We start from the raw sequence: 24,658 nt of genomic DNA, 5'->3' as shown, positions 1-24,658 counted from the left end.
AGAAAGAGGGTGCAGCTATGGAAACGGGAGCAATGTCAAAGCTCGTTATCATTACAGGGATGTCCGGCGCGGGCAAGACCATTGCCGTTCAAAGCCTTGAAGATCTTGGCTTTTTCTGCGTCGATAATTTACCGCCGGTACTTATTCCTAAATTTGCAGAGCTGATTGAGCAGTCGAACGGCAAAATAGGCAAAGTAGCCCTTGTTATTGATTTGCGGGGACGTGAGTTTTTTACCGCTTTATCGGAATCATTAAATTTCATAAAAGAACATTTTACAATCAGCTGCGAAATTTTATTCCTGGATGCGACAGACGAAGTGCTTGTTCAGCGATACAAGGAAAGCCGGCGCCGTCATCCGCTTGCTCCGGAAGGTATGCCGCTTGAAGGCATTCGTCTGGAGAGAAGGATGCTGGAGGACTTGAAGGGCTCGGCTTCTCAAGTTATTGATACGAGCAGCATTAAGCCTACGCAGCTTAAAGAACGTATTATTTCCCGCTTTACTAATTTGGAAAGCAACAGTCTATCGGTGAATGTTACCTCATTCGGATTTAAATACGGAATTCCGATTGATGCCGATTTGATTTATGATGTACGGTTTTTACCTAATCCTCATTATGTGGACCATTTGCGCCCGAACACCGGGCAAAATCCGGACGTCTATGATTACGTGATGAAGTGGCCAGAGACGCAAGCCTTTCTAACCAAGCTGCTCGATATGCTTCAGTTTCTTCTTCCTCTTTATCATAAAGAAGGCAAGAGTCAGGTTGTTATCGGCATCGGGTGTACGGGTGGCAAACACCGCTCGGTTGCGATTGCGGAATATTTAGGTCGCATGCTCGGCAGCAGTGATACAGAACGGGTACGCGTCAGCCACCGCGATGCTGACCGCGATAAGCATTGACGGGGTGATTGGATGCAGAGTAGGCATAAAATATTAAGGCGACCTAAAATCGTCGTTGTTGGCGGCGGAACCGGCCTGTCGGTTATGCTCCGTGGACTTAAGGAGAAGCCGCTTGATATTACGGCGATCGTAACGGTCGCCGACGACGGTGGGAGCTCGGGGATTCTGCGCAATGAGCTGCAGATCCCTCCGCCTGGTGATATTCGTAACGTTATTATGGCGCTTGCAGATGCCGAGCCGCTTCTGACTGAGGTGCTGCAGTACCGCTTCTCAAGCGGCACAGGCTTGGCTGGCCACAGTCTAGGTAATCTCATGCTGGCGGCAATGACAGATATCGCAGGCGATTTCGTAACGGGTATCCGTGAACTTAGCAAGGTACTGGCTGTACGGGGGCGTGTTCTTCCAGCTGCAGGCCGAGCTATTGTGCTGAGTGCGGAAATGACCGACGGTACGATTATTGTCGGAGAATCGCTTATTCCGAAGGCAGGCAAGAAGATTAAACGGGTATTTGTTGAGCCCGATGATGTAGAGCCGCTTCCGGAAGCGATAGAGGCAATTGAGCAAGCCGATGCGATCCTGATCGGTCCCGGCAGCTTATACACGAGCATCATTCCGAATTTGCTCGTGCCTAGGCTGGCGCAAGCGATCGTGGATTCGACAGCGGTTAAGCTGTTTGTATGCAATGTGATGACTCAGCCTGGTGAGACGGATGGCTATTCCGTCAGTGATCATCTGAAGGCGATTCATGATCATATTGGACATAGCCTGTTCGATTATGTACTCGTTAATGACGGAGAGATTCCGCCAGAGGTATCGGATAAATATGCAGAGATGGGTGCAACCCCTGTGGGGCTGGATTTTGACGAGGTTGCCAAAATGGGGCCGGAGGTCATCTCCGACCGCCTTGTCCTGTATCGGACTTTCTTAAGGCATGACGCAGAACGGTTAAGTCATCATATTTATAAATTAGTGGAAAACTGGATGTTAAGAAAGAGGTGAACAAGCGATGTCATTTGCGGCGCAAACAAAGAAAGAGCTGACAATGGTTGAGGCGGACACCTGCTGCGAGCGGGCTGAATTGTCTGCACTCATTCGAATGAACGGCTCCGTCAGTGTATCCAGCCGCAAAGTCGTCCTCGACATCTCAACCGAAAATGCAGCAATTGCCCGTCGGATCTATTCCTTGTTGAAAAAGCATTTTGAAGTGCATACGGAACTGCTCGTTCGTAAAAAAATGCGGCTTAAAAAAAATAATGTATACATCGTCAGAATTCCGACGAAGGTACAGGAAATACTAAGTGAGCTTCGAATTGTATCTGAGGGTTTTGTATTTAATGATGGCATTGATAAGAGTATTATCAAGAAGTCTTGCTGTAAACGGTCTTACTTGCGGGGAGCATTCCTTGCTGGGGGCTCTGTTAATAACCCAGAAGGCTCGTCCTACCACCTTGAGATTTCTTCGATGTATGAAGAGCATTGTGAGGCTTTGGTGGAGCTTGCGAATAAGTTTGATCTGAATGCCAGATGTATTGAGCGCAAGAAGGGCTTTGTGTTCTACATCAAAGAGGGCGAGAAAATTATCGAGTTGCTGAACATTGTAGGCGCTCACCAAGCACTGTTCAAATTCGAAGATGTACGTATTATGCGTGACATGCGTAATTCCGTTAATCGGATTGTTAATTGTGAAACGGCGAACTTGAACAAAACGATTGGTGCAGCTGTTCGACAAATCGACAACATCAGACTGCTTCAGAGGGAGATCGGGCTCAATAATTTGCCGGATAAGCTGAGAGAAGTTGCAGAAGTCAGGCTTCAGCATCCCGATATGAATCTGAAGGAAGTTGGCGAAATGCTCAAGGGCAGTGTGAGCAAATCGGGCGTTAACCATCGGCTTAGGAAGATTGATGAGCTTGCGGAAAAAATACGCAATGGCTAAACTTTTAACCTAGTGCATCAGATGGTATAATGATATAATATGAACAAAAAGTCTTATTGAAAATTATTAGTCATGTCAGGCTGAGCATGAAGCGAAATGTCCGTTTGTATGGAGGGCTGCTTGCCGGACTTATTATAGTATAGGGGGTATGGTTACCATGACAAGGCTACCGGTTGTCGTTCGTCTTAAAACAGGTTTGCACGCAAGACCTGCCGCATTATTCGTTCAAGAAGCGAACAAATTTTCCTCCGAAGTATTTGTTGAGAAAGACGACAAGAAAGTAAATGCAAAATCCATTATGGGTATTATGAGCCTTGCTATCAGCTCGGGTACAGAGATTTTCATCAGCGCAGAAGGCTCGGATGCAGAGCAGGCTGTAAACGCTTTAGTCGCTCTCGTCAGCAAAGAAGAGCTGGAGAACCAATAATAGCCAATAACAAAAGAGCGCCCCGGTATTCATTACGAATACCGGGGCGCTCTTTTTGTATAAATTATACTTTCTCGATAACTCTGTCGATCAAGCCGTATTCCTGCGCTTCTGCTGCACTCATGAAGTAATCGCGGTCTGTATCCTTCTCGATCCGTTCAAGTGGCTGCCCGGAACGTTCAGCGAGAATACCGTTCAGCTTATCGCGCATCTTAATAATGCGGCGAGCCCGAATCTCGATGTCACTAGCTTGGCCTTCAGCGCCGCCAAGCGGCTGATGGATCATAACCTCGCTGTTTGGAAGTGCATAACGTTTGCCCTTAGCACCGGCTGTGAGCAAGAAAGCACCCATCGAAGCAGCCATACCTACGCAAATCGTCGAAACATCGGGTTTAATGTATTGCATCGTATCATAGATTGCCATGCCCGCTGTAATAGAACCACCTGGGCTGTTAATGTAGAGAGAAATATCTTTTTCAGGATCATCAGCTGCCAGGAACAGCAATTGGGCGATAATGGAGTTGGCCACTATGTCGTTTACGCCTGACCCGAGGAAGATGATGCGATCCTTCAGAAGACGGGAGTAAATGTCATAAGCGCGCTCTCCGCGATTGTTCTGTTCAATGACCATAGGAACGAAATTCATATCCAACCAAGTCCCCTCCTCATAATAAAAAAGATGGTATTGCAATAATTTCATAATAGCGGATTGGTATTCAAAAGTCAAAGAAAGTCAAACTCGGATTTGGAAAAGCTAAAACTTGTAACAAATAAAAAAACCGCCCTCATCAGGAGGGCGGTTTATCGTTTATGTATAGGCGATATTAATAGTTTGAATGGCGCGCCCGCTAGGAATCGAACCTAGATCTCAGGCTCCGGAGGCCTACGTCATATCCATTGGACCACGGGCGCATTACACAATGTAAAGCAACAGCAAAACTTAGTATACGCGAATCATTTGTAGAAAGCAAGATAGATGAGAAAAATAAATTTGAGCAAATCGTGAATACAAACGCTTACATCAACATTTGCTTACTTGCCATGTGAACTGTTTTTAGCTAAAATAAAGGTGGGACTTAAAGTGAGTATGCGGGACGTTTAACGTCCATCCCCTGAAAGCCCATTACGCCTATTGACGGGTGGAGTGAAAAGTAGAGGATGCGTCACATTATTGAGCTGCAGAAGCAGCTTCTCCCAGATCTGCTTGACGTAATGAAGAAGCGATACTCGATATTGCGCCAAGTTATGTTGTCTGATCTCATCGGTCGTCGAACACTCGCGAATTCCTTAGGGATGACGGAACGGGTACTCCGGGCAGAGACAGATTTTCTGAAATCGCAGGGCCTGCTCGATATTCATACGGCTGGAATGCGAATCAGCGAATCAGGCAAACAACTGCTTGAGCAATTGGAGCCCTTCTACAAAACGTTGTTCGGATTATCCGATCTGGAAGAGAAGATCAGAAGTCATTTCGGTTTATCGCAGGTTGTTATTGTAGCAGGCGATTCCGAAGAGTCTGAGCAAACGAAGCGGGAGCTCGGAAGAGCAGCTTGCCAAGTGCTCAGCAAAGTAATGGAGCCTAACGATGTCGTAGCTGTAACCGGTGGAACGACAATTGCCCAGGTTGCCAACCACTTAACGTCAACAACGCCGCTGAAGAACAATTGGTTCGTGCCGGCAAGGGGCGGGCTTGGAGAAAGCCTTGATTATCAGGCGAATACGATTGCCTCAACGATGGCCAAGCGCACGGGTGCAAATTACCGTATGCTGCATGTGCCGGATCATCTTGGTGATGAAGCCTATGCATCCATGATGCAAGAGCCGAGTATCCGAGATATTGTTGAAGTCATTCGTAGTGCTCGAATCGTAGTGCACGGGATCGGGGACGCTATGGTGATGGCCAGACGCAGAAAGCTGAAGCCTGAGCTTGTAAATGCAATGGCAGCTGATGGCGCATTGGCGGAGGCATTTGGTTTTTATTTCGACCGTAATGGCGAGGTTGTTCACAAAATGCAGACAGTAGGATTACGACTCGATGATATTGTGAAGACTGAAGTTGTTATTGGTATCGCTGGCGGCAAAAGTAAAGCTGAAGCGATAGGTGCCATAATGAAGTTTGGGCACGATGATGTACTGATTACAGATGAAGCGGCTGCTCTTGAGTTGTCCGCCATTATCGACGCACAGCAACAATCGTTATCTTAACGATTTGCGGCAAGTCTTGCTGCAGACCGTTTTGAAATATATACCATAGTCATTTAAAAAAGCTTAGGAGGAATTTAAAATGGTTAAAATTGGTATTAACGGATTTGGCCGTATCGGCCGTAACGTGTTCCGCGCAGCGCTGAACAACCCTAATGTAGAAGTAGTAGCGGTGAACGACCTGACTGACACTAGCACTCTGGCTCACCTGCTGAAATATGATACAACTCATGGCACTCTTGATGCTACAGTTGAAGCTAAAGAAGGCGCAATCGTTGTTAACGGCAAAGAAATCAAAGTATTTGCTGAGCGTAACCCTGAGAACCTGGCATGGGGCTCCGTAGGCGCAGAAATCGTTGTTGAATCGACTGGTATCTTCACAGCTAAAGAAAAAGCTGAGCTTCACCTTAAAGGCGGCGCTAAAAAAGTTATCATCTCCGCTCCAGCAACTAACGAAGACATCACAATCGTTATGGGCGTAAACGAAGACAAGTACGATGCTGCATCGCACACTGTTATCTCGAACGCTTCTTGCACAACGAACTGTCTGGCACCATTTGCAAAAGTTTTGAATGACAAATTCGGTATCGTAAAAGGTATGATGACTACAATTCACTCGTACACTAACGACCAATCCGTTCTGGACGTTCCTCATAAAGACCTGCGCCGTGCTCGCGCAGCTGCTGAGAACATCATTCCTTCGTCGACTGGCGCTGCTAAAGCAGTATCCCTGGTTCTGCCTGAACTGAAAGGCAAACTGAACGGCATGGCTATGCGCGTTCCTACGCCTAACGTTTCTGTAACTGACCTGGTTGCTGAACTGAAAGTTAACGTAACAGTTGAAGAAGTAAACGCAGCTCTGAAAGAAGCTTCCGAAGGCGCTCTTAAAGGCATTCTGAACTACAACGAACTGCCATTGGTATCGAGCGACTACAACTCCGACCCAGCTTCCTCCACAATCGACGCTCTGTCGACTATGGTAGTAGAAGGCAACATGGTTAAAGTTATCTCTTGGTACGACAACGAGTGGGGCTACTCGAACCGTGTAGTTGACCTCGCAGCTTTTGTTGCATCTAAAGGTCTGTAAGATAATCTAGCATTCCCCACAATGGCATGGAGGTCCCGGGGTTAATGCCCCGGGATACGCTTAGTCTGCGGCTCCACTTGGGTGGAATTTAAGGCAAAGGCGTTCCTTCCTGCGAGAAGGGGCGCCTTTTTTGCTGTATATATGCATTATGCTTTCAATTTCATAATCAGGGAGGCAACACCAATGAATAAGAAAAGTGTTCGTGACGTAGAAGTAGCAGGCAAACGCGTATTTGTACGCGTCGATTTTAATGTGCCATTGGAAGACGGCAAAATTACAGACGACAAACGGATCCGTGAAACACTGCCTACGATTAACTTCTTGATAGAAAAAGGCGCTAAAGTTATTCTCGCGAGCCACTTGGGTCGTCCTAACGGTGAAGTAGTTGAAGAACTGCGCCACACGGCTTCTGCTGCTCGTCTCTCCGAGCTTCTGGGCAAACCAGTAGTGAAAGCTAACGATTCGGTTGGCGAAGAAGTAAAAGCACAAGTAAACGTTCTGAACAATGGCGACGTATTGCTGCTTGAAAACGTTCGTTTCCATGCTGGTGAAGAGAAAAACGATCCGGAACTGGCTAAGCAATTCGCTGAGCTGGCTGACCTGTACGTAAACGATGCATTTGGCGCGGCACACCGTGCGCATGCTTCGACAGAAGGCATCGCTCACTACCTGCCTGCAGTATCCGGCCTACTGATGGAGAAAGAGCTGGATGTACTCGGCAAAGCACTGAACAATCCAGAGCGTCCTTTCACAGCTATCGTTGGTGGTTCGAAAGTAAAAGACAAAATCGACGTTATCAACAAAATGATCGAGATCGCTGACAACATCATCATCGGCGGCGGCTTGTCTTACACATTCTTCAAAGCACAAGGTCATGAAATCGGCCAATCGCTCGTTGATAACTCCAAGCTGGATCTGGCTCTTGAGTTCATCGAGAAAGCGAAATCGCTCGGCAAAAACTTCTATATTCCAGTAGATATCGTAGTTACTGACGAATTCAGCAAAAACGCGAACACAAAAATCGTTGACGTTGACGGCATCCCTGCTGATTGGGAAGGCATCGACATCGGTCCAAAAACGCGTGAAATCTATGCTGATGTAATCAAAAACTCGAAGCTGGTTGTTTGGAACGGACCAATGGGCGTATTCGAAATCGAACCATTCTCCCATGGTACTATTGCAGTTGCTAACGCATGTGCAGAAACAGCTGGCTATACGGTTATCGGCGGCGGCGACTCTGCTGCAGCAGCTGAGAAATTCGGCGTAGCAGACAAAATGGATCATATCTCGACTGGCGGCGGCGCTTCCCTGGAGTTCATGGAAGGCAAAGCACTACCAGGCGTTGTAGCTCTTAACGATAAATAAGAAGTTTATAGAATTATCATTAATAGAAAAGAGGGATTACGATGAGCAGAACACCAATCATTGCAGGTAACTGGAAAATGTTCAAAACGGTTTCCGAGGCCGTATCGTTCTTCTCCGAAGTTAAAGGCAAAGCAGAGGTTGCTGGTGTAGAGAGCGTGATTTGCGCACCTTACACTACACTTCCAGCACTTGTTGAAGCAGCTAAAGGCACATCGATCGCAATCGGTGCGCAAAACCTGCACTTCGAAGACAATGGTGCATTCACAGGCGAGATCAGCGGCGTAATGCTGAAGGATCTTGGCGTGAAATATGTCATTATCGGCCATTCCGAGCGTCGTGCTTACTTCGCTGAGACTGATGAAATCGTTAATAAAAAAATGCATGCAGCTTTCAAACATGGCATTACGCCAATCGTTTGCGTAGGCGAGAAGCTCGAAGAGCGCGAAGCGAACCAAACAAAAGATGTTTGTAAAGTGCAAACAGAAGCAGCTTTTGAGGGTCTGTCGGCTGCACAAGCTGCTGAAGTGGTTATCGCTTATGAGCCAATCTGGGCGATCGGCACTGGCAAATCCTCGACTTCTGAGGATGCACAAGACGTTATCGGTTACATCCGCAGCGTAGTTGCTGATCTGTATGATGCAGCAACAGCTGAAGTGGTTCGTATCCAATACGGCGGCAGTGTAAAACCTAACAACGTAGCAGAATATATGGGCCAAGCGGACATCGACGGCGCACTTGTAGGCGGCGCATCGCTTGAGCCAGCTTCCTATATTGCACTAGTTGAGGGGGCCAAGTAACATGGCTCCGAAACCAGTTGCACTGATTATTCTTGACGGCTTTGGTCTTCGTGATGATGTAACAGGTAATGCTGTAGCACAAGCGAAAAAGCCTAACTACGACCGCTACTGGTCGACTTACCCGCATACGACTTTGACAGCATGTGGTGAGGCTGTTGGTTTGCCGGAAGGGCAAATGGGCAACTCTGAAGTAGGGCACCTGAACATCGGCGCTGGCCGTATCGTTTATCAGGATTTGACTCGAATCTCCAAGTCGATCCGTGACGGGGAGTTCTACGACAATGAAACGCTTCTTGGGGCAGTTCGCCATGCGAAAGCGAACGGCAAGAAGCTTCATCTGTACGGTCTCCTGTCAGACGGCGGCGTTCACAGTCATATCGAACATCTTTTCGCTCTGCTTGATCTGGCGAAGAAAGAAGAGCTGAACGAAGTATTCATTCATGCTTTCCTTGATGGACGTGACGTTGCTCCAGACAGCGCGAAAGGTTATCTTGAAAGACTGCAAGCGAAGATCGAAGAAGTAGGCGTAGGCCAAATCGCAACGGTACAAGGCCGTTACTATGCGATGGACCGTGACAAACGTTGGGAGCGTACGGAGAAATCTTATCGCGCCATGGTTTACGGCGATGGTCCTAAGTACACGGATCCGATCAAGGCAGTAGTTGAATCCTATGAGAAATCCGTTTATGATGAATTCGTTATGCCAACGGTTATCGTAGGTGAGAATGACCAGCCGGTAGGGCTTGTTGAATCGGAAGATTCTATCATCTTCTTCAACTTCCGTCCTGACCGTGCGATCCAGCTTGGACAAGTATTCACGAACGAAGACTTCCGTGGTTTCGACCGTGGCGAGAGCTGCCCTAAAAACCTGCATTTTGTCTGCCTGACGCTGTTCAGTGAGACAATTGGCGGTTATGTGGCTTATTCGCCTAAGAACCTGGATAACACGCTTGGTGAAGTGCTTGTTCAGAACAACAAGAAGCAGCTGCGCATCGCGGAAACGGAGAAATATCCGCATGTTACGTTCTTCTTCAGCGGTGGCCGCGATGTTGAGCTTCCGGGCGAGACACGCGTTCTGATCAATTCGCCAAAAGTTGCAACTTATGACCTGCAGCCAGAAATGAGTGCATATGAGGTTGCAGCAGCTGCGGTGAAAGAAATCGAAGCCGACAATCATGATGCGATTATTCTGAACTTTGCTAACCCTGACATGGTTGGTCACTCCGGCATGCTGGAGCCAACGATCAAAGCGGTAGAAGCAACAGATGATTGCCTTGGTCAAGTGGTCGAAGCTATCCTTGCAAAAGGCGGCGTAGCGATCATTACGGCTGACCATGGCAACGCGGATATGGTATTTGACGAGAACGGCCGTCCGTTCACAGCACATACAACGAACCCTGTTCCTTGTATTGTTACAGTGGCAGGCGGAGAGCTTCGCGAAGGCGGTATTCTGGCTGACCTGGCTCCAACGGTTCTTGATCTGATGGAACTGGCTAAACCGCAACAAATGACAGGTACAACATTGATTCAGAAGTAAGTTTCAAGGTAAACTCAAAAGAGTTGTTTTCCATGCTTCAACCCTATAAATAAACCTTAATAAGGAGTGTTACTTAAAATGTCTATTATCGTTGACGTATACGCACGCGAAGTGCTGGATTCCCGCGGGAATCCAACTGTAGAAGTAGAAGTATCCCTGGAATCCGGCGGCAAAGGCCGCGCAATCGTTCCATCCGGCGCATCCACTGGCGCTTACGAAGCTGTTGAGCTTCGTGACGGCGACAAAGGCCGTTACCTTGGCAAAGGTGTAGAAAAAGCGGTTGAGAACGTAAACGCAATTATCGCACCTGAAATCATCGGTCTGGACGCACTTGATCAAGTAGCAATCGACCGTAAAATGATCGAGCTTGACGGAACGCCTAACAAAGCTAAACTGGGCGCTAACGCAATCCTTGCTGTATCGATGGCTGTTGCTCGCGCTGCAGCTGACGCTCTGAACGTATCCCTATACACTTACCTGGGCGGATTCAATGCAAAAGTTCTGCCAGTTCCAATGATGAACATCATCAACGGCGGCGAGCATGCTGACAACAACATTGACGTACAAGAGTTCATGGTTCTGCCAGTTGGCGCACCTACATTCAAAGAAGCTCTTCGTATCGGCGCTGAAATCTTCCACAACCTGAAATCGGTTCTGAAAGATAAAGGCCTGAACACTGCAGTAGGCGACGAAGGCGGCTTTGCTCCTAACCTTGGTTCCAACGAAGAAGCAATTACAACAATCATCTCTGCTATCGAGCGTTCTGGTTACAAACCAGGCGTTGATGTATTCCTCGGTATGGACGTAGCTTCCACTGAGTTCTACAAAGACGGCAAATACCACCTCGAAGGCGAAGGCAAATCGTTCACATCCGCTGAATTCGTTGACCTGCTTGCTTCGTGGGTTGAGAAGTACCCAATCATCACAATCGAAGACGGCTGCTCCGAGGACGACTGGGAAGGTTGGAAATTGCTCACTGATAAACTCGGCGACAAAGTTCAACTCGTTGGTGACGACCTGTTCGTTACAAACACTGAGCGTCTGTCCGACGGTATCGAAAAAGGCGTGGGTAACTCGATCCTGGTTAAAGTTAACCAAATCGGTTCGCTTACTGAAACATTCGATGCAATCGAAATGGCAAAACGCGCTGGTTACACTGCAGTTATCTCCCACCGTTCGGGCGAAAGCGAAGACAGCACAATTGCTGACATCGCTGTTGCTACAAACGCTGGCCAAATCAAAACAGGCGCTCCGTCCCGTACGGACCGCGTTGCGAAATACAACCAATTGCTTCGCATCGAAGACCAACTGGGTTCGGTTGCTCAATATGCAGGCAAATCGGCATTCTACAACCTGAAAAACTTCAAATAAGTTTTGAAGGTCAAAATAGAAGAAGGCGTTCCGCTTAGCGGACGCCTTCTTTTTTTGCTAGATGAAGGAAATTGTAGTTAAATTTGAAACTATTGAATTACTTGTCCGCCTATGATAAAATAAATTTATGTGTTTTACGGAGCTCCTATGCTGGAGGTGGATCAAATGGAAATCTTTTGGAAGATTTTGCTCGTTATTTTCGCAGTTGGCTTGATATCGGTCGTATTGCTTCAAAAAGGGAAAAGTGCTGGTTTGTCTGGTGCAATCTCTGGCGGTGCTGAGCATTTGTTCGGTAAGCAGAAAGCTCGCGGTTTGGACTTGTTCCTTCAGCGTCTGACAGTAGGCCTGGCTTCTGGATTTTTCATCTTAGCTTTGGTTGTAGCATACGTCGTTAAAGTTTAATGATCATGATTTGTACTCGAAAACGGAGGGAAACCTCCGTTTTTTGTTTTTTCCGGGGTTTTACGGATGCTGGGGAATGATTTCGTGTATACTTACGGTATATGATATTCTATCAGCCGGTAGCAAAATAACGGTAGAAAAAGGCCTCCGGTGTATGAGGTGACTAGGAGAATTATGATGCAAGAGCAGGAACTGCTTGATTTTATGAGGGAAACGGCTTATAAGCCAATGACTTATCAGGAGCTGGAACAGCATTTCGGCATAACCGATGCGACGGAGTTTAAACAATTCCTGAAGATGTTAAACCAGTTGGAGGAAGAAGGTAAGGTCATTCGGACGCGCAACGAGCGCTATGGCGTTCCAGAGAGAATGAACCTGCTGAGAGGTAAAATCCAGGCGCATGCGAAAGGGTTCGCATTCCTATTGCCGGATGAGAAGGATCACCCTGACGTTTACATACATGCTAACGATCAGAAGAGTGCGATGAACGGTGATATCGTACTGGTACGGATTACTTCGCAAAGCGAAGGCGGAGGACGAATGGAAGGCGAGGTCGTCCGCATTGTGCAGCGTGCTGTCACTCAGGTTGTAGGTACCTTCGACAGTCATGAAGCTTATGGCTTTGTGATTCCGGATGACAAACGGATTAACCGTGATATTTTTATCGCGAAAGGTGAATTCCAAGGTGCAGTGTCGGGACAAAAGGTTGTCGTCCGTATTGTATCTTATCCGGAAGGACGTTCTGCTGCGCAAGGTGAGATCGTTGAGATTCTAGGGCATAAAAATGATCCAGGTATCGACATCCTGTCGATTATCCGCAAGCATCAGCTGCCAGAGAGCTTCCCTGATGAAGTAATGGCGGAGGCTGAAGCAGCCCCGGATTCCATTACCGAGGAAGAGATTATCGAGCAAGGCCGCCGCGACCTGCGCGGTGAGGTCATCGTTACGATTGACGGTGAAGATGCGAAGGACCTTGATGATGCTGTTCATGTGAAGCGGCTTGAGAATGGTAACTACCTGCTTGGTGTTCATATCGCAGATGTCGGGTATTACGTCAAGGAGAAATCAGAGCTTGATCAAGAAGCGTTCCGCCGTGGATGCAGTGTATATCTCGTTGACCGGGTTATTCCAATGCTGCCGCATCGGTTGTCGAATGGGATCTGCTCGCTGAATCCTCAGGTTGACCGTCTGACGCTGTCCTGCGAAATGGAATTTGAAGCGAAGACGCTAAAGCGCGTTCGTCATGATGTGTTTACGAGTGTGATCAAGACGAAAGAACGCATGACCTATACGAATGTGAAGAAGATCCTGACAGCAACGGAAGAGGAGCCGCAAACCGAGCTGAAAGAACGTTATGCAGATCTTCTTGATATGTTCAGCTTGATGGAAGAGCTGGCGATGAAGCTTCGGAAGAAACGGATGAAGCGCGGCGCGATTGACTTTGACTTCCAAGAGTCGAAGGTAATCGTGGACGAGCAGGGCAAAGCGGTTGATATTGTGAAAAGAGAGCGTTCTGTCGCTGAGCAGATTATCGAGGAATTCATGCTCTCGGCGAATGAGACAGTGGCGGAGCATTTCCACTGGCTGCGCGTTCCATTCTTATACCGGATCCATGAAGATCCGGATCAAGAGAAGCTGCTTCACTTTATGCAGTTTGCTTCGAACTTTGGATATGTCGTGAAGGGTAAGGGGAACTCGGTTCATCCTCGCGCTCTCCAGACGCTGCTCGAAGAGATTCGCGGCTCGAAAGAAGAGACAGTTATCTCAACAGTGATGCTGCGCTCCATGAAGCAGGCGAAATATGATGCTGAGAGTCTTGGGCACTTTGGCCTCGCGGCTGAGTTTTATTCCCACTTTACCTCGCCAATCCGGCGTTATCCGGACCTTGTGATTCACCGAGTTATCCGCGAAGTGTTGGACAACCGTGGTGCATTAACGGAAGCACGCAACGAAGCACTCGCAGCACGCATGCCGGATATTGCGCAGCATTCATCCGAACGTGAGCGTGTAGCGGTTGATGCAGAGCGGGATACGGATAAGCTCAAAAAATGTGAATACATGCTGGATAAAGTCGGAGAAGAATTCGACGGTATTATTAGCAGTGTGACAAGCTTCGGCATGTTTGTCGAATTGAGTAATACGGTGGAAGGGCTTATTCGTCTAAGCGATATGTCGGATGACTATTACCACTTCCACGAGCTTCATATGGTGCTGATCGGCGAACGTACCTCGAAGGTCTATCGCATTGGTGATGAAGTGAAAATCCGCGTCTCGCGGGTAAATATGGACGACCACACGATCGACTTTGAGATGGTTGATATGAAACCGCGCAGCGATTTCAAAGGCGTAGCGGATGCAGGCTTTGGTGCTGGCCGCGGCAACAACGGCCGCAAACGCGGAGGCTTTGGCCGCGGTGGTGATGCGGGAGCTGTTGCTGGTCGCGGAGGCGACCGCGCTGGTGGTGGACGCCGCGGCGGAGATAAGCGCGCCGGGCAAAACGGTGCGCAAGGTGGTTCTCGCGGCGGCGCAAATGCGGGCCGCGGCAAAGCCGGCGAAGCCGGTGGCGCGCAGCGGAAGCGCGGAGGCGCTGACCGCGGAGCGGCGCAAGGCGCGAATCGCCCAGCCGAAGGCGCGGCGGAGCGCACGCCATGGCAAGAGCCGGCGAAGCCGCTCGAGCAAGGGCGTCAAGTGCGCGGAGCAAGATCGCGCACGGATATGTGGGGGCTGCCGATTAGCGGCAGCCGGGGTCGCGATGCCGATACGGGCGAAGATCCGGATCAAGGGCAGCGCTCAGGCGGTAATCGCGGTGGCCGAAGTCAACGCGGAGATCGTAGTGGAGGCCAGCGTGGTACTGGTCAGCGCAGCGGCGGCACAAATTCTTCGAGTGGAGTGAATAATTCCAGCGAAGAAGGGAAAAATAAGAAAAGAAAAAGAAATAGCGGAGACGGCAGTAATAACAACGGAGGAGGCAACTCCACCGCAGCGTTTGTCCGCAAGAAACGTAAATAAAAGTAAATAAATATGGAACATATATAGTACTAAACCTGGGAAAATGGTGCTGCCAGAAGCGGCGCGGTCTGCGAGTAAGCAGCACCGTTTCTTAGGATAAGCTGGGAAAATATATTTAAGCTTGTCGCTTGCATTTTGAATTTGGGTATAGTACACTCAAAGCAATTGATGATATGAACCTGAATTCACATATTGAAAAGGGTGTCATTAAAGTCATGGACCTTTTTCAATGTGTGAATTTTTTGTTTCGATACGAAATAGGCGCATATTAATACATTTTTGGAGGTAATACACATGCAACAAGGTACAGTTAAATGGTTCAACGCTGAGAAAGGTTTCGGCTTCATCGAAGTTGAAGGCGGCAATGACGTATTCGTTCACTTCTCCGCAATCGTTGGCGAAGGCTTCAAAACTCTTGAAGAAGGCCAACGCGTTGAGTTCAACGTTGTTCAAGGCAACCGTGGACCACAAGCTGAGAACGTTGTTAAGCTGTAATAGCTTAATTTAACGAACGGAGACCGCCCTTAATGGGGCGGTCTTTTTATTTATGTAAGCGATGTATTTCCGTGGACAGGTCTCTTGCGTTAGGCTTTTAAAGTTGTTACAATGAATTCTTAATAGAGCACATTCTAGAGCTGGATGGCGTAAACAAAGATGAGGTGAAAGACTGTGGGTAGTAAGAAAAATGACGGAAAGCAACTCGCTCAGAATAAGAAAGCTTCCCATGATTACTTCATTGAGGATACGTATGAAGCGGGAATCGTGCTTATGGGTACGGAGATTAAAGCGCTCCGAATGGGCAAGGCGAATATTGGTGATGCGTTCGCGACGATCCGGAACGGCGAGATGTTCATTCATAATATGCACATCAGTCCTTTTGAACAAGGCAATCGCCACAATCCAACCGATCCGACACGCGCCAGGAAGCTGTTGCTTCATAAACAGCAAATTCACAAACTGCTCGGCCAGTCCAAGCAGGAAGGCTATTCGATCGTGCCGCTCAAAATTTATGTACGCAATGGCTACGCGAAGCTGCTGATCGGCCTTGGTAAAGGTAAGAAGCAGTATGATAAGCGTGAGACTGCTGCCAAGCGTGATGCACAGCGTGATATCCAGCGTGTGCTTCGTGAGAAGCAGAAGGTTGCAAGATAACCTTTTATGGTGCATCCTGTATGTACTGGTATCAAGAAGCTGAGCAATTGTCATTGAGTTCGTGTTATACTAGAGAAGCGCTAAAGGAAAGAAGAGGCGCTGATCTAGAAGTTATACAAGGTAAGGTAATGCTTGCTTGTAATGAAATAGCGTGTAAGTGCGCTACACCTCATTCCAGGCGTTCTTAAAGCTAATCGGCCAATGAAATATAAGCATAGTATAGAGATATCGTATACTTTCTTATATTTTGAATAGGTCGTTTATGCGATATTGGGGGCGTTTATGGATTCGACGGGGATAGTACGAGCATGGGTTGCGGGTAGCAGGGAGTCGTCTGCTTCATCAACGCTAAAGCCTATTAAATGGCAAACAACAACAAACTTACGCTTTCGCAGCTTAATAACCTGTGAGCGTGCTCCTACCTAGCATCGCCCATGTGACTAGACTAGGGGCTAACAAGTAGTGGGATACGCCGTTCGGTCTCCGCCTGGGGTCGACGGAAGAAGATAATCAGGCTGACCCAACGCGTAGTCGGTTACGGGACGACGCTCGGGTGACATCAATACTGTGACTACACCCGTAGAAGCCTGTGTGGCGTTGTCTTCGGACAGGGGTTCAAATCCCCTCGCCTCCACCATGTAAAGCCCCGACCGCAAGAGGTCGGGGTTTTTGCTTTGTTTTAAATTGATAAATATTCCTAATAATTGGATTGTTAATAATAAAAAATGAATGTTTTTTATTATAGTCCGAGAAGGTCGTAAGCTAACTTAACTGCTTGTGAGAGTGGGTATAATAAACAGATTATCATACCGTCGAGAACAAGGTTTCGTGCGAAATCACTAGGGCAAGGTGTTGAGTCCTAACCCTCAAAAAGGTCTGCAGAATTTCTGTCGACCTTTTGTGTTTTATTCAATTTGGCACAGAAGCGTTGTAGTGCCTTCTAGAACGGCGATATGATGGGTATGGGTAATAGCGGCTGAAACTCTCATCGGAGTTGTAGAAGGCGTTTATAACGGTTAGAGTGGGCCATAGAGAACTGTATATTTAAGGATGATTGCCAAGGCAATGGATACTGAATCGGTCCGATTAGCATTCAGCAAGCGAGCGCAGGTAAAAAAGAGGATGAACCAGCCATGGCCGGTTCATCCTCTTTCTCATTCCGTTAAATCCAGTTCACAACTGCGTCACTTCGCTGCCGTGATGCCTACCGTGTAGATCTCGCAAGGCCCGAGTTCCGCTGCGAACGAGCCGTTCGCACCTTCACCGGACGGCTGCAGGCGTTCGCCCATCTGTTCGAGTACATCGCTCGCGTACGCCACTGCGGCCGCGCCGACGTTCGGCTGCGCCTGCAGCTTCGCGGCTTCAGGCCGCATGTTAAACCAACGCAGCATAAGGTCGCCCGTCGCTTCCGCGATCTTGGCAGAGGAGAACGCAATGCCTTCTCCTTCCCATGCCAGGAACGAGTGCACCGGTGATAGTGTTCCGCCGTGTACGCCGGTCTGCGCGCTTGTCCACGGCGCTTGGAACTGATACGCGTCCGCGTAAGCGCCAGTCGCTGCGCCGTCGCCGCCATGCGGAAGGATCAATAGCTGGGTCGTATGCTCGCCGAGGCATTGCGCTTCCGGCGTCGGGAAGACGCCCCAGTCGCCCAGCTCGGAGACGGAGCGAAGCAGCGTGACGGCAATCGTATTGCGGCCGTCGCGAAGCACTTCGTATTCGTTCAAGCCCAGATTCGCGATCGTGAGGCCCTGCGTACCGTCGCTGACATCGGCAAAGGCTTGCTGATGCTGCGCGTTACTCGGGTTCTCCCATTCGACGGCCGGGTCGTTGCCCCGAACCGCCACTTCGAAGATCGCGTCAGCCCGATGGACGGACGCAGCCAGATCGGTCGGGAACAAGGCGCGCACGCGATGGTCCTTCGCTTGGTTATTGAACGTCGTGCTGATGCCTACGCCGCGTCCGGAGCGCTCCAAGCTGACGACGGTGCGAATCGTAATCGGCACGAATGTTGTCGATCGGCCGGCTTTGCGCTCGGGATAATAGACAGCTTCCTGCTTCTCCTGCTCGAACAGCTCATCGGCGGATGCCGGGATCGACCAATGATGCACGATCTCGACCGCGGCGCGGAACGCGCTGTCTTCGATGACGCGAATTTCAGCCACTAGGCCCTTGGTCGTGAGAACCGGCTCGCCGTCCGGCTGCTTGAACATATACTCGTTGCCGATATCTCCGACATTTTCATAGATAAGCAGATCGCGGTACGTGCGTCCGCTGGCGATATCCGTTACCGCCAAGGTTCCGTCCTCGGCAATTTCGATGCTTAGGTTGGCGTTCGCAATCGTACGGGGACCGGTCACCATTGACGGCGACGAAGCGTCATTTGCAGCTCCGATCACCCAAGCGTAAGTTTTCAATCCAAGCGCCGGCACGGCGGTCGCTTCGAATGTCAGCTTCACGCGGCGTGTCCAATACGGCTGACGGAATTTGTCATCCGGCAGGTCGTAGCCGAACTGTAAGCCTAGATCCTCGACCGTATGCGCAACGGCGTTGCCGTCCGCATCCACGAGCGTCCGGCCCTCGATGGACATTTCCTTCATCATGCGAATCATGTCATTCGGGGCGATGCCTTCACGGAAATACACGCGCGCAATGTCCAGTTCAATTTCCAAGACGCCGCTGCGCGTCCATCCCGTTGTATTGAACGCGACGAGCGGCAGCGGATCCTGGCCGTAGCCCGCGAATACGCTTGTATCGACCGTGCCTGCGACCGCGTGTTTACTGTCGTCGACAATCGTCTCGGCCACATGGCGGCTCTTATCGAACCGGGTGACCATCTCGCGGTGCACCTCGTCGACGCTGCAGCCGCAGATGCTGTCGTGCGGATGGTTCTGCATGAGCGTTTTCCAAGCGTACTTCAATAGATGATGCGGGTACTTGGCCTGGCCCGTCACATGCGCAAATGCGGCAAGCGGCTCGGCGACCTTCTCGAGGATCGTCTGGCCGACCTGATTCATCTGTTTCAGGTAGACGCGGGCGGATGCCGTATTCACGAGCGTCGACCAGCCGTCCGTCCGCTGGCTGCGCAGCTCGCCGCGCACGACCGACAATTGCTTGTCTTCGAGCGACGACTTCAGTGACGCCAGGTAATCCGGGAAATTCGAATGGACGAAATCCGTATCCGGGTACAGCTTGCGCGCGACGCGGATCGCTTCGGCCAGATCCGTCTGGATCGGCTGATGATCGCACCCGTTCATGAACAGCAGCTGTCCCGTCGATGCGTATTTGCCTGCATCGGCAAGCTTGCGGTCCCAGTACTCCTTGGCTTCCGCTTCATCCACGGGCACCTCATTGCCATTGCTGTACCAGTTGGCGAACAGAATGCCGAGCACCTGCGAACCGTCCGGTCCTTCCCATACGAGCTCCGAGAAGGACGACTCATAAGCGGAGTCCGAGACCATGTTGTTGAAGCCCGTCGGCTTGACGCCGCGGCCGAACACCGCGTTGTCGATGCCCGCCTGCTTCATGAGCTGCGGCGCTTGGCCGATGTTGCCGAAGGTGTCGGGGAAATACCCGACCTTTGCGATCGTGCCGTAATGCGAGGCATCTTGATGCCCGATCTGCAGATTGCGGACGTTCGCTTCACTGCTCGTCAGGAACGCATCCTGCAGGACGTACCATGGACCGATATGAATGCGGCCCTCGCGGATCCATTTCTCCAGGCGCTCCCGTTGGTCCGGGCGTACCTGCAGGTAGTCCTCGATGATGATCGTCTGTCCATCGAGATAGAAGCTGCGGTATTCCGCGTCGTTCTCCAGCGTGTCCAGCAGTGTATCCATGAGTGCGATCAGTCGCACGTGGTGTTTCTCGTAAGGCAGATACCATTCGCGGTCCCAATGCGTGTGCGAGATGATATGTGCCGTTTTTCTATTATTAGCGTTCGCCATGGCGATCGTCTCCTTTCGATTTCAAGCCTTCTTCGGCCGGCTGCGCCAGTACTTCCACTTCATCCGGGCGATAGACATCCGTCACGCGACCGGCCTGGTCGACGGCAAACAACACCGCGCGCTCTCGTTCCAGCACGAACGAATAGGTTGTTCCCGTCGCGGCGGACTTCACTTCGATCTGCGCGTCATGCGCGTATTCGGACACGAACACGAAGAGCTCGCCGTCCTTGAAGCGAAGACTCCGGCCGTATACGCCGGCCAGGTTGCCGCCTCTCAGCCATTCCAATTCGCGGCGCGCGCCGGAAACCTCCAGCGCGTGCGCATAGAGCGCAGCGACCGGTTCTGCGCGTTCGTTCAGCTCCACGGGCAGCGGGCACCAGATCAGGCGTCCTTGTCCGTAGGCTGTTTCCATGACCTGGTCCGCTCCCGCAGGGGCACCGTAGCCAGCTTCCTTGAACACTTCGGCGATCCTCCGGTGACCGTATGATACCGGATACTCCTTGTCCCCAATCGCGAGCCGTTCTTCCCGGACGACGTTGGCCGGCTTCCGCTGGCCGAACGTATCTGCGAGCCGGTCCGCTTCCCGCCAGTAGGCGTCGAGCCCAAGAGGGCCCGTGAACAAGAGTGTCGCTGCTGTCCGGTCCACGATGTCCAGCAGCCGCGCGAATGCCTCGTCGGAGAAGTTATGCGCGGACGGCACAATGATCAGCTTGGCCGGCGCTGTCTCCAGCGCATCCAGATGGTACTCCGACACGCCGCGGAACGGCGTATTCAGCTCGTAGCCGAGCACGCGTGTCAAGCTCGTCGTCGCATCAAACGCCAGCTTGCGGTTGGAGAAGTCGTTGGAATAAGGGAACACGGCAGCCACATCTTCCAGCTCGCGGTCCCGGAACAGATCGCGGATCCGCTCCATGAAGCTGCCGAACCGGTAGGAGACGTCCGCCTCCGGCTTCTCGGTTCCGTCCGCCCGTAGCGCGCCAATATGGGATTCATTCGCGTTGTCCATGTAGAAGTTGGTGTTCCAGATCCACTGCACAGCACCGGCTCCGCCTGCCGCGAAGGCATACGCGTACTTGCGCTCCAGCATCGCTCGCAGTTCTTCCTCGGACCGCTTCGCGAATCCGGCCGGTGTTTCCACGTACATGATACCCGTCTCCTGTACGACGTTTGGTTTGTCAGCCGTCTTCGCGAAGATGCCATCCCAAAGCAGATGGTCGTTCAGCCACCAGGAATGCACAGTCGTGTAGTCGACCGCTTCCCCGTAAAAGAACGGCGACGGCCGCTGAGCGCCAAGCGCTTCGTCCTGGCCGACCGTCACGAGCTGCGACGGATTGCTTTCCTTGATCGCATCGACGAGCTGCTTCGCCCAGCGGTTGTGCATGTCCATAGAGAACAGTGCGTAATCAAGCCAACGCGTACCCCGTTTGCCTTGGTGCATGTCCTGCACGTCGAAGTTGATGTCCTCCGGCTCCGGAATGACGGCTGACGCGAAATCCGGCAGCTCGCCCGGGGTCATACCCCATCGTTCGTGCAGCTTCTCGATGGTGCCGTGACGCTCCGCCAGCCATTCCGCGTACGCCGCCTTCTCGAACCGGTCGCGGCTCGAGCGCGGACCGTCGGAGAAGATCCGCGGCGGATCGAACATCGACGGCTCGTTGATCAGGTCCCAATCGACGTTCGTCGTCTCGCGATGACGGCTGACGATGGAGCGGATGAACCGCTTCTGCGCTTCCACGCTGCGTGGATCAAGGTACGGGTTTGTGCCTTCCCATGTCTCCGGAGTAAAGGAGAAGAATGTAAACGTTACTTGCAGGCCGTGCCGCTTTGCGGTCATGAAGAACGCGTCAATCGAGCGCAGCACTTCTTCGGACGCATGCCCGTCCACCTGCATGATGTTGCGGTACGCCGTCCAGATACCCGTGCGGATCCAGTTGATGCCCGCCTTGCGCATTTGCGCCATATCGCGATCCCACACCGATACATTCGGCAGGAACAGGAACTTGCGCGCAACGTCTGAGGTCATATAGGTCATGCCGACGACAGGCATCGGCTGTCCGTCCTTCTCGAAATAATCCCGGCCGCGTGACAGCAGCCCTCCAGCGTTCAGTAAATCGGCGTCCATCCCCCAGAAGCCTTGGCGAAGCAGGCGCGTCTCGCCGTCCGAGGATTTAGCGACACAAATCACATGATAATAACCCGCGTGGATGTCGCCGAGCAGCGGAATGCGCTTCAACTCGAGCTCGGGGCCGATTTCCGCCTCATGACGGCAGGTGAACACGTCCGAGTCTTCGTCATGGCGGACTTTGATGTCAAATGTCCAGTTCGTTTTGCCCGCCGTGCTTCGACCCAGCTTCTGCGACTGCAGCGTCAGCATCGGACGCTCATGCAGCTCGTAGGAAGCATAGCTCGGCTTCAGCCACAGCTCGGTCACGCCAGCCGCGCAGAATGCCGTCCACGCTTGCAGCGCCTCGGCTCCGCCGCGTGCGAAGAAATCCGCACCAAGCGGTTGGTTGACGAAGAGCCAGCGTCCGCCGGCGAAATCACCTTTCGTGTTCTCCCACAGCACGGCCGGTGCAGCAACTTCCCGTCCTTCGTAGGAGATGCCCTTCAGCACGGGGTAAATATGCGCGTCCATCGGACCGGCCGAGCCCATCTGTTGCGGCAGGTCGCTCGATTTGGTCACATGCGGCACGAGGTTCCACGTATCCGTGACGTCGAGCAGCGACTCCCGGCCCTTGAATAGAGGGATTTCCTCGACAGATGCCAGCTTCGCGACCGGCACCGCTTTCACTGGCAGCATCTCATGAATGCGCAGCTGTCGATGATATGCCGTTTGCTCCGACTCTGCGAGCCATTCGCCCGCCTCTTTGCGGACCGGCACGCGGAAGGGCGCGCCTCCTAGGCTGATCAAGCCGCCGCCGCGTTTTAAAAACCCGAGCAGCGCTTCCCAAGCCGCGGCGGGAAAATAAGGCGCATGCAGCGACACGAATACGCCGTCGTCCGCACCTTCCAGCCTCGATGCCAGCGCATCGGCGCCGCACACCTCGCCGACGCCCCGCAGCTGTTCCAAATCCGCTCCGCCAATGGCAGAGGCGCCCGGAAAGGCGCCATCATAGAAAATTATCGTTGAATTAAGCATCGAGTAATCCTGCTTTCATCGCTTTATAGACCAGCTGCGAGAACAAGCTGTTGGACCAAGCGAACCATTTGCGGGTGAATACGGTTGGATCGTCAGAATGGAAGCCTTCGTGCATGAAGCCTGTTTCGGCGTCCGTCGCTTCCAAGACCGCGATCATGGCGAGTTTCTCCTCGTCCGTCTTGGCCGTCAGCCCTTGCATGGACAAGGCCATATGCCAGATATACCCCGGCGGCGTATGCGGGCTGCCGATGCCTTTCGCGGCCGTTCCTTCGTAATAGAACGGGTTTTCCTTGCTCAGCGCGAAACGGCGCGTGTTCTGGTATATTGGATCGTCCCCGTCCACGTAACCGAGGTATGGAATCGAGATCAAACCCGGCGTACCCGCGTCGTCCATCAAGCAGTAGTTGCCGAAGCCGTCGGTCTCGTAAGCGTAGATCGGCCCGAACTCCGGATGCCGGTAGATGCCGTACAGCTGGATGCCATGGTTGATCTCGCGTTCCAGCTTCGCCATTTCCTTCTCGAACGACAGGTCACGGAAGACGAATTCGGCGATCTCGCGCATCTGGCGGAGGGTGACAACCGCGAACATGTTGTCTGGGATGTTGTAATGGAAATCGCAGGCGTCGTCGCTCGGCCGGAAGCCGGACCAGACCATGCCCGTGTAGTTGACCGGCATGCCGAGTCCGTCGTTCATGAGTGAATCGGTCATGATGCCGTTGTCCCGCTCGAAGCGGTATGGCGAACGCTCGAAATGGTATTGCTCCCGTTTCCACAGGTCAACTGCGGCGCGCATGGCGATCTTGAAGTCCGCGTCAAAGATATCGGCGCGGCCGGTTTCCTTCCAGTACGTGAACGCGAGGCGCATCGAGAAGCAGATGGAATCGAGCTCGAATTTGCGCTCCCATACCCAAGGGGACATGTCCGTCTTGTCGTCGGTGTTCCAGTGCCAGTCATTTGCCATCTCGTTGAACGCGTTTGCGTATGGGTCGATGACGATGTTGCGCATATGCAGCTTGATCAGGCCGCCGATGATCCGCTGCAGGTCTGCGTCGTCCTTGGCGAACGGTACGTAATGCATGACCTGCTCGACGGAATCACGCAGCCACATCGCGGGGATATCTCCCGTAATGACGAAAGTCGTGCCATCGTTCAGCAGCTTGGTTGTCGTTTCCAGCGTATTCGGAAAACAGTTCTTAAACAGCTGAAGCAGCTTCGGCCGGTGTGCGAGGCGCGTCTCTGCCTCTGCTAGCACCGCTTGCACGGATTGCGGGAGCGGGAGGTGAGGCATGTCGATTTTTGGTAATCTGAATTGTTCCATGGTGTTTTTCCCCTTTGTCGTTACTATATTGCGTTGTTGCTTATACGTACTTATGCGTACCGCAAACGGC

18 protein-coding genes, 1 tRNA gene and 1 other RNA gene are annotated in these 24,658 nt (G+C 51.5%); 15 read left to right on the top strand and 5 right to left on the bottom strand.

Going from position 1 to position 24,658, the window contains the following annotated elements; genetic code table 11:
* The first annotated feature begins 17 nt into the window (after nt 1-17).
* The 4 genes from rapZ to AC0YNT_RS30000 all read left to right on the top strand — a co-directional run bounded on the left by rapZ (nt 18) and on the right by AC0YNT_RS30000 (nt 3,265).
* Nucleotides 18-902, top strand: a complete 885-nt coding sequence (rapZ, locus tag AC0YNT_RS30015) for an RNase adapter RapZ (protein WP_208420640.1) — start codon at nt 18-20, stop codon at nt 900-902.
* Between the two features lie 12 nt (nt 903-914).
* On the top strand, nt 915-1,901 hold the full coding sequence (locus tag AC0YNT_RS30010; protein ID WP_208420641.1) for a gluconeogenesis factor YvcK family protein: 987 nt from the start codon (nt 915-917) through the stop codon (nt 1,899-1,901).
* Nucleotides 1,902-1,908: 7 nt separating this feature from the next.
* Nucleotides 1,909-2,838 carry a DNA-binding protein WhiA gene (whiA, locus tag AC0YNT_RS30005; RefSeq protein ID WP_167283104.1) on the top strand — a complete coding sequence of 310 codons (930 nt, stop codon included), beginning with the start codon at nt 1,909-1,911 and terminating at the stop codon, nt 2,836-2,838.
* A gap of 157 nt (nt 2,839-2,995) precedes the next feature.
* On the top strand, nt 2,996-3,265 hold the full coding sequence (locus tag AC0YNT_RS30000; protein ID WP_167283107.1) for an HPr family phosphocarrier protein: 270 nt from the start codon (nt 2,996-2,998) through the stop codon (nt 3,263-3,265).
* Between the two features lie 64 nt (nt 3,266-3,329).
* Here AC0YNT_RS30000 and clpP read toward each other — a convergent pair whose 3' ends face one another.
* Nucleotides 3,330-3,911 (bottom strand): ATP-dependent Clp endopeptidase proteolytic subunit ClpP, encoded by a 582-nt coding sequence (gene clpP / locus AC0YNT_RS29995; protein WP_208420642.1) that lies wholly within the window; start codon nt 3,909-3,911, stop codon nt 3,330-3,332.
* 191 nt (nt 3,912-4,102) lie between these two features.
* Nucleotides 4,103-4,177, bottom strand: a tRNA-Arg gene (locus AC0YNT_RS29990).
* 246 nt (nt 4,178-4,423) lie between these two features.
* Here AC0YNT_RS29990 and AC0YNT_RS29985 point away from each other — a divergent pair.
* The 11 genes from AC0YNT_RS29985 to ssrA all read left to right on the top strand — a co-directional run bounded on the left by AC0YNT_RS29985 (nt 4,424) and on the right by ssrA (nt 16,824).
* The gene (locus AC0YNT_RS29985) at nt 4,424-5,470 is read left to right on the top strand and encodes a sugar-binding transcriptional regulator (RefSeq protein ID WP_475807844.1); all 1,047 of its coding nucleotides are present in this window, start codon (nt 4,424-4,426) and stop codon (nt 5,468-5,470) included.
* Nucleotides 5,471-5,549: 79 nt separating this feature from the next.
* Nucleotides 5,550-6,554, top strand: a complete 1,005-nt coding sequence (gap, locus tag AC0YNT_RS29980) for a type I glyceraldehyde-3-phosphate dehydrogenase (protein WP_091190982.1) — start codon at nt 5,550-5,552, stop codon at nt 6,552-6,554.
* Nucleotides 6,555-6,737: 183 nt separating this feature from the next.
* On the top strand, nt 6,738-7,919 hold the full coding sequence (locus AC0YNT_RS29975) for a phosphoglycerate kinase (RefSeq protein WP_475807843.1): 1,182 nt from the start codon (nt 6,738-6,740) through the stop codon (nt 7,917-7,919).
* Between the two features lie 41 nt (nt 7,920-7,960).
* Nucleotides 7,961-8,716, top strand: coding sequence for a triose-phosphate isomerase (gene tpiA, locus AC0YNT_RS29970; RefSeq protein WP_475807842.1), 756 nt, complete (start codon nt 7,961-7,963; stop codon nt 8,714-8,716).
* 1 nt (nt 8,717) lies between these two features.
* Nucleotides 8,718-10,253, top strand: coding sequence for a 2,3-bisphosphoglycerate-independent phosphoglycerate mutase (gpmI, locus tag AC0YNT_RS29965; RefSeq protein WP_475807841.1), 1,536 nt, complete (start codon nt 8,718-8,720; stop codon nt 10,251-10,253).
* A gap of 78 nt (nt 10,254-10,331) precedes the next feature.
* Entirely contained in the window at nt 10,332-11,624 is a 1,293-nt protein-coding gene (eno, locus tag AC0YNT_RS29960; protein ID WP_167283123.1) for a phosphopyruvate hydratase, read from the top strand.
* A gap of 165 nt (nt 11,625-11,789) precedes the next feature.
* On the top strand, nt 11,790-12,026 hold the full coding sequence (gene secG, locus AC0YNT_RS29955) for a preprotein translocase subunit SecG (protein WP_167283125.1): 237 nt from the start codon (nt 11,790-11,792) through the stop codon (nt 12,024-12,026).
* A gap of 174 nt (nt 12,027-12,200) precedes the next feature.
* Nucleotides 12,201-15,035, top strand: a complete 2,835-nt coding sequence (rnr, locus tag AC0YNT_RS29950; RefSeq protein ID WP_475807840.1) for a ribonuclease R — start codon at nt 12,201-12,203, stop codon at nt 15,033-15,035.
* 294 nt (nt 15,036-15,329) lie between these two features.
* Nucleotides 15,330-15,530 carry a cold-shock protein gene (locus AC0YNT_RS29945; RefSeq protein WP_012772186.1) on the top strand — a complete coding sequence of 67 codons (201 nt, stop codon included), beginning with the start codon at nt 15,330-15,332 and terminating at the stop codon, nt 15,528-15,530.
* A 174-nt stretch (nt 15,531-15,704) separates the two neighbouring features.
* Nucleotides 15,705-16,187, top strand: coding sequence for an SsrA-binding protein SmpB (gene smpB / locus AC0YNT_RS29940; protein WP_167283131.1), 483 nt, complete (start codon nt 15,705-15,707; stop codon nt 16,185-16,187).
* Between the two features lie 272 nt (nt 16,188-16,459).
* Nucleotides 16,460-16,824: a transfer-messenger RNA gene (gene ssrA / locus AC0YNT_RS29935) on the top strand.
* A 547-nt stretch (nt 16,825-17,371) separates the two neighbouring features.
* Here the strand turns inward: ssrA and AC0YNT_RS29930 are convergent.
* The 3 genes from AC0YNT_RS29930 to AC0YNT_RS29920 are packed head-to-tail and all read right to left on the bottom strand — an operon-like array spanning nt 17,372 to nt 24,588.
* Nucleotides 17,372-20,131 carry an alpha-mannosidase gene (locus tag AC0YNT_RS29930; protein WP_475807839.1) on the bottom strand — a complete coding sequence of 920 codons (2,760 nt, stop codon included), beginning with the start codon at nt 20,129-20,131 and terminating at the stop codon, nt 17,372-17,374.
* Nucleotides 20,118-23,270, bottom strand: coding sequence for a beta-galactosidase (locus AC0YNT_RS29925; RefSeq protein WP_475807838.1), 3,153 nt, complete (start codon nt 23,268-23,270; stop codon nt 20,118-20,120). The genes AC0YNT_RS29930 and AC0YNT_RS29925 overlap by 14 nt, the downstream gene beginning before the upstream one ends.
* On the bottom strand, nt 23,263-24,588 hold the full coding sequence (locus AC0YNT_RS29920; RefSeq protein ID WP_475807837.1) for a glycoside hydrolase family 125 protein: 1,326 nt from the start codon (nt 24,586-24,588) through the stop codon (nt 23,263-23,265). The genes AC0YNT_RS29925 and AC0YNT_RS29920 overlap by 8 nt, the downstream gene beginning before the upstream one ends.
* Between the last annotated feature and the right edge of the window lie 70 nt (nt 24,589-24,658).

The organism is Paenibacillus sp. J22R56, assembly GCF_056269375.1.
Note: the sequence above shows the minus strand (reverse complement) of the source record. Positions and strands in the feature narration are given on the sequence as shown.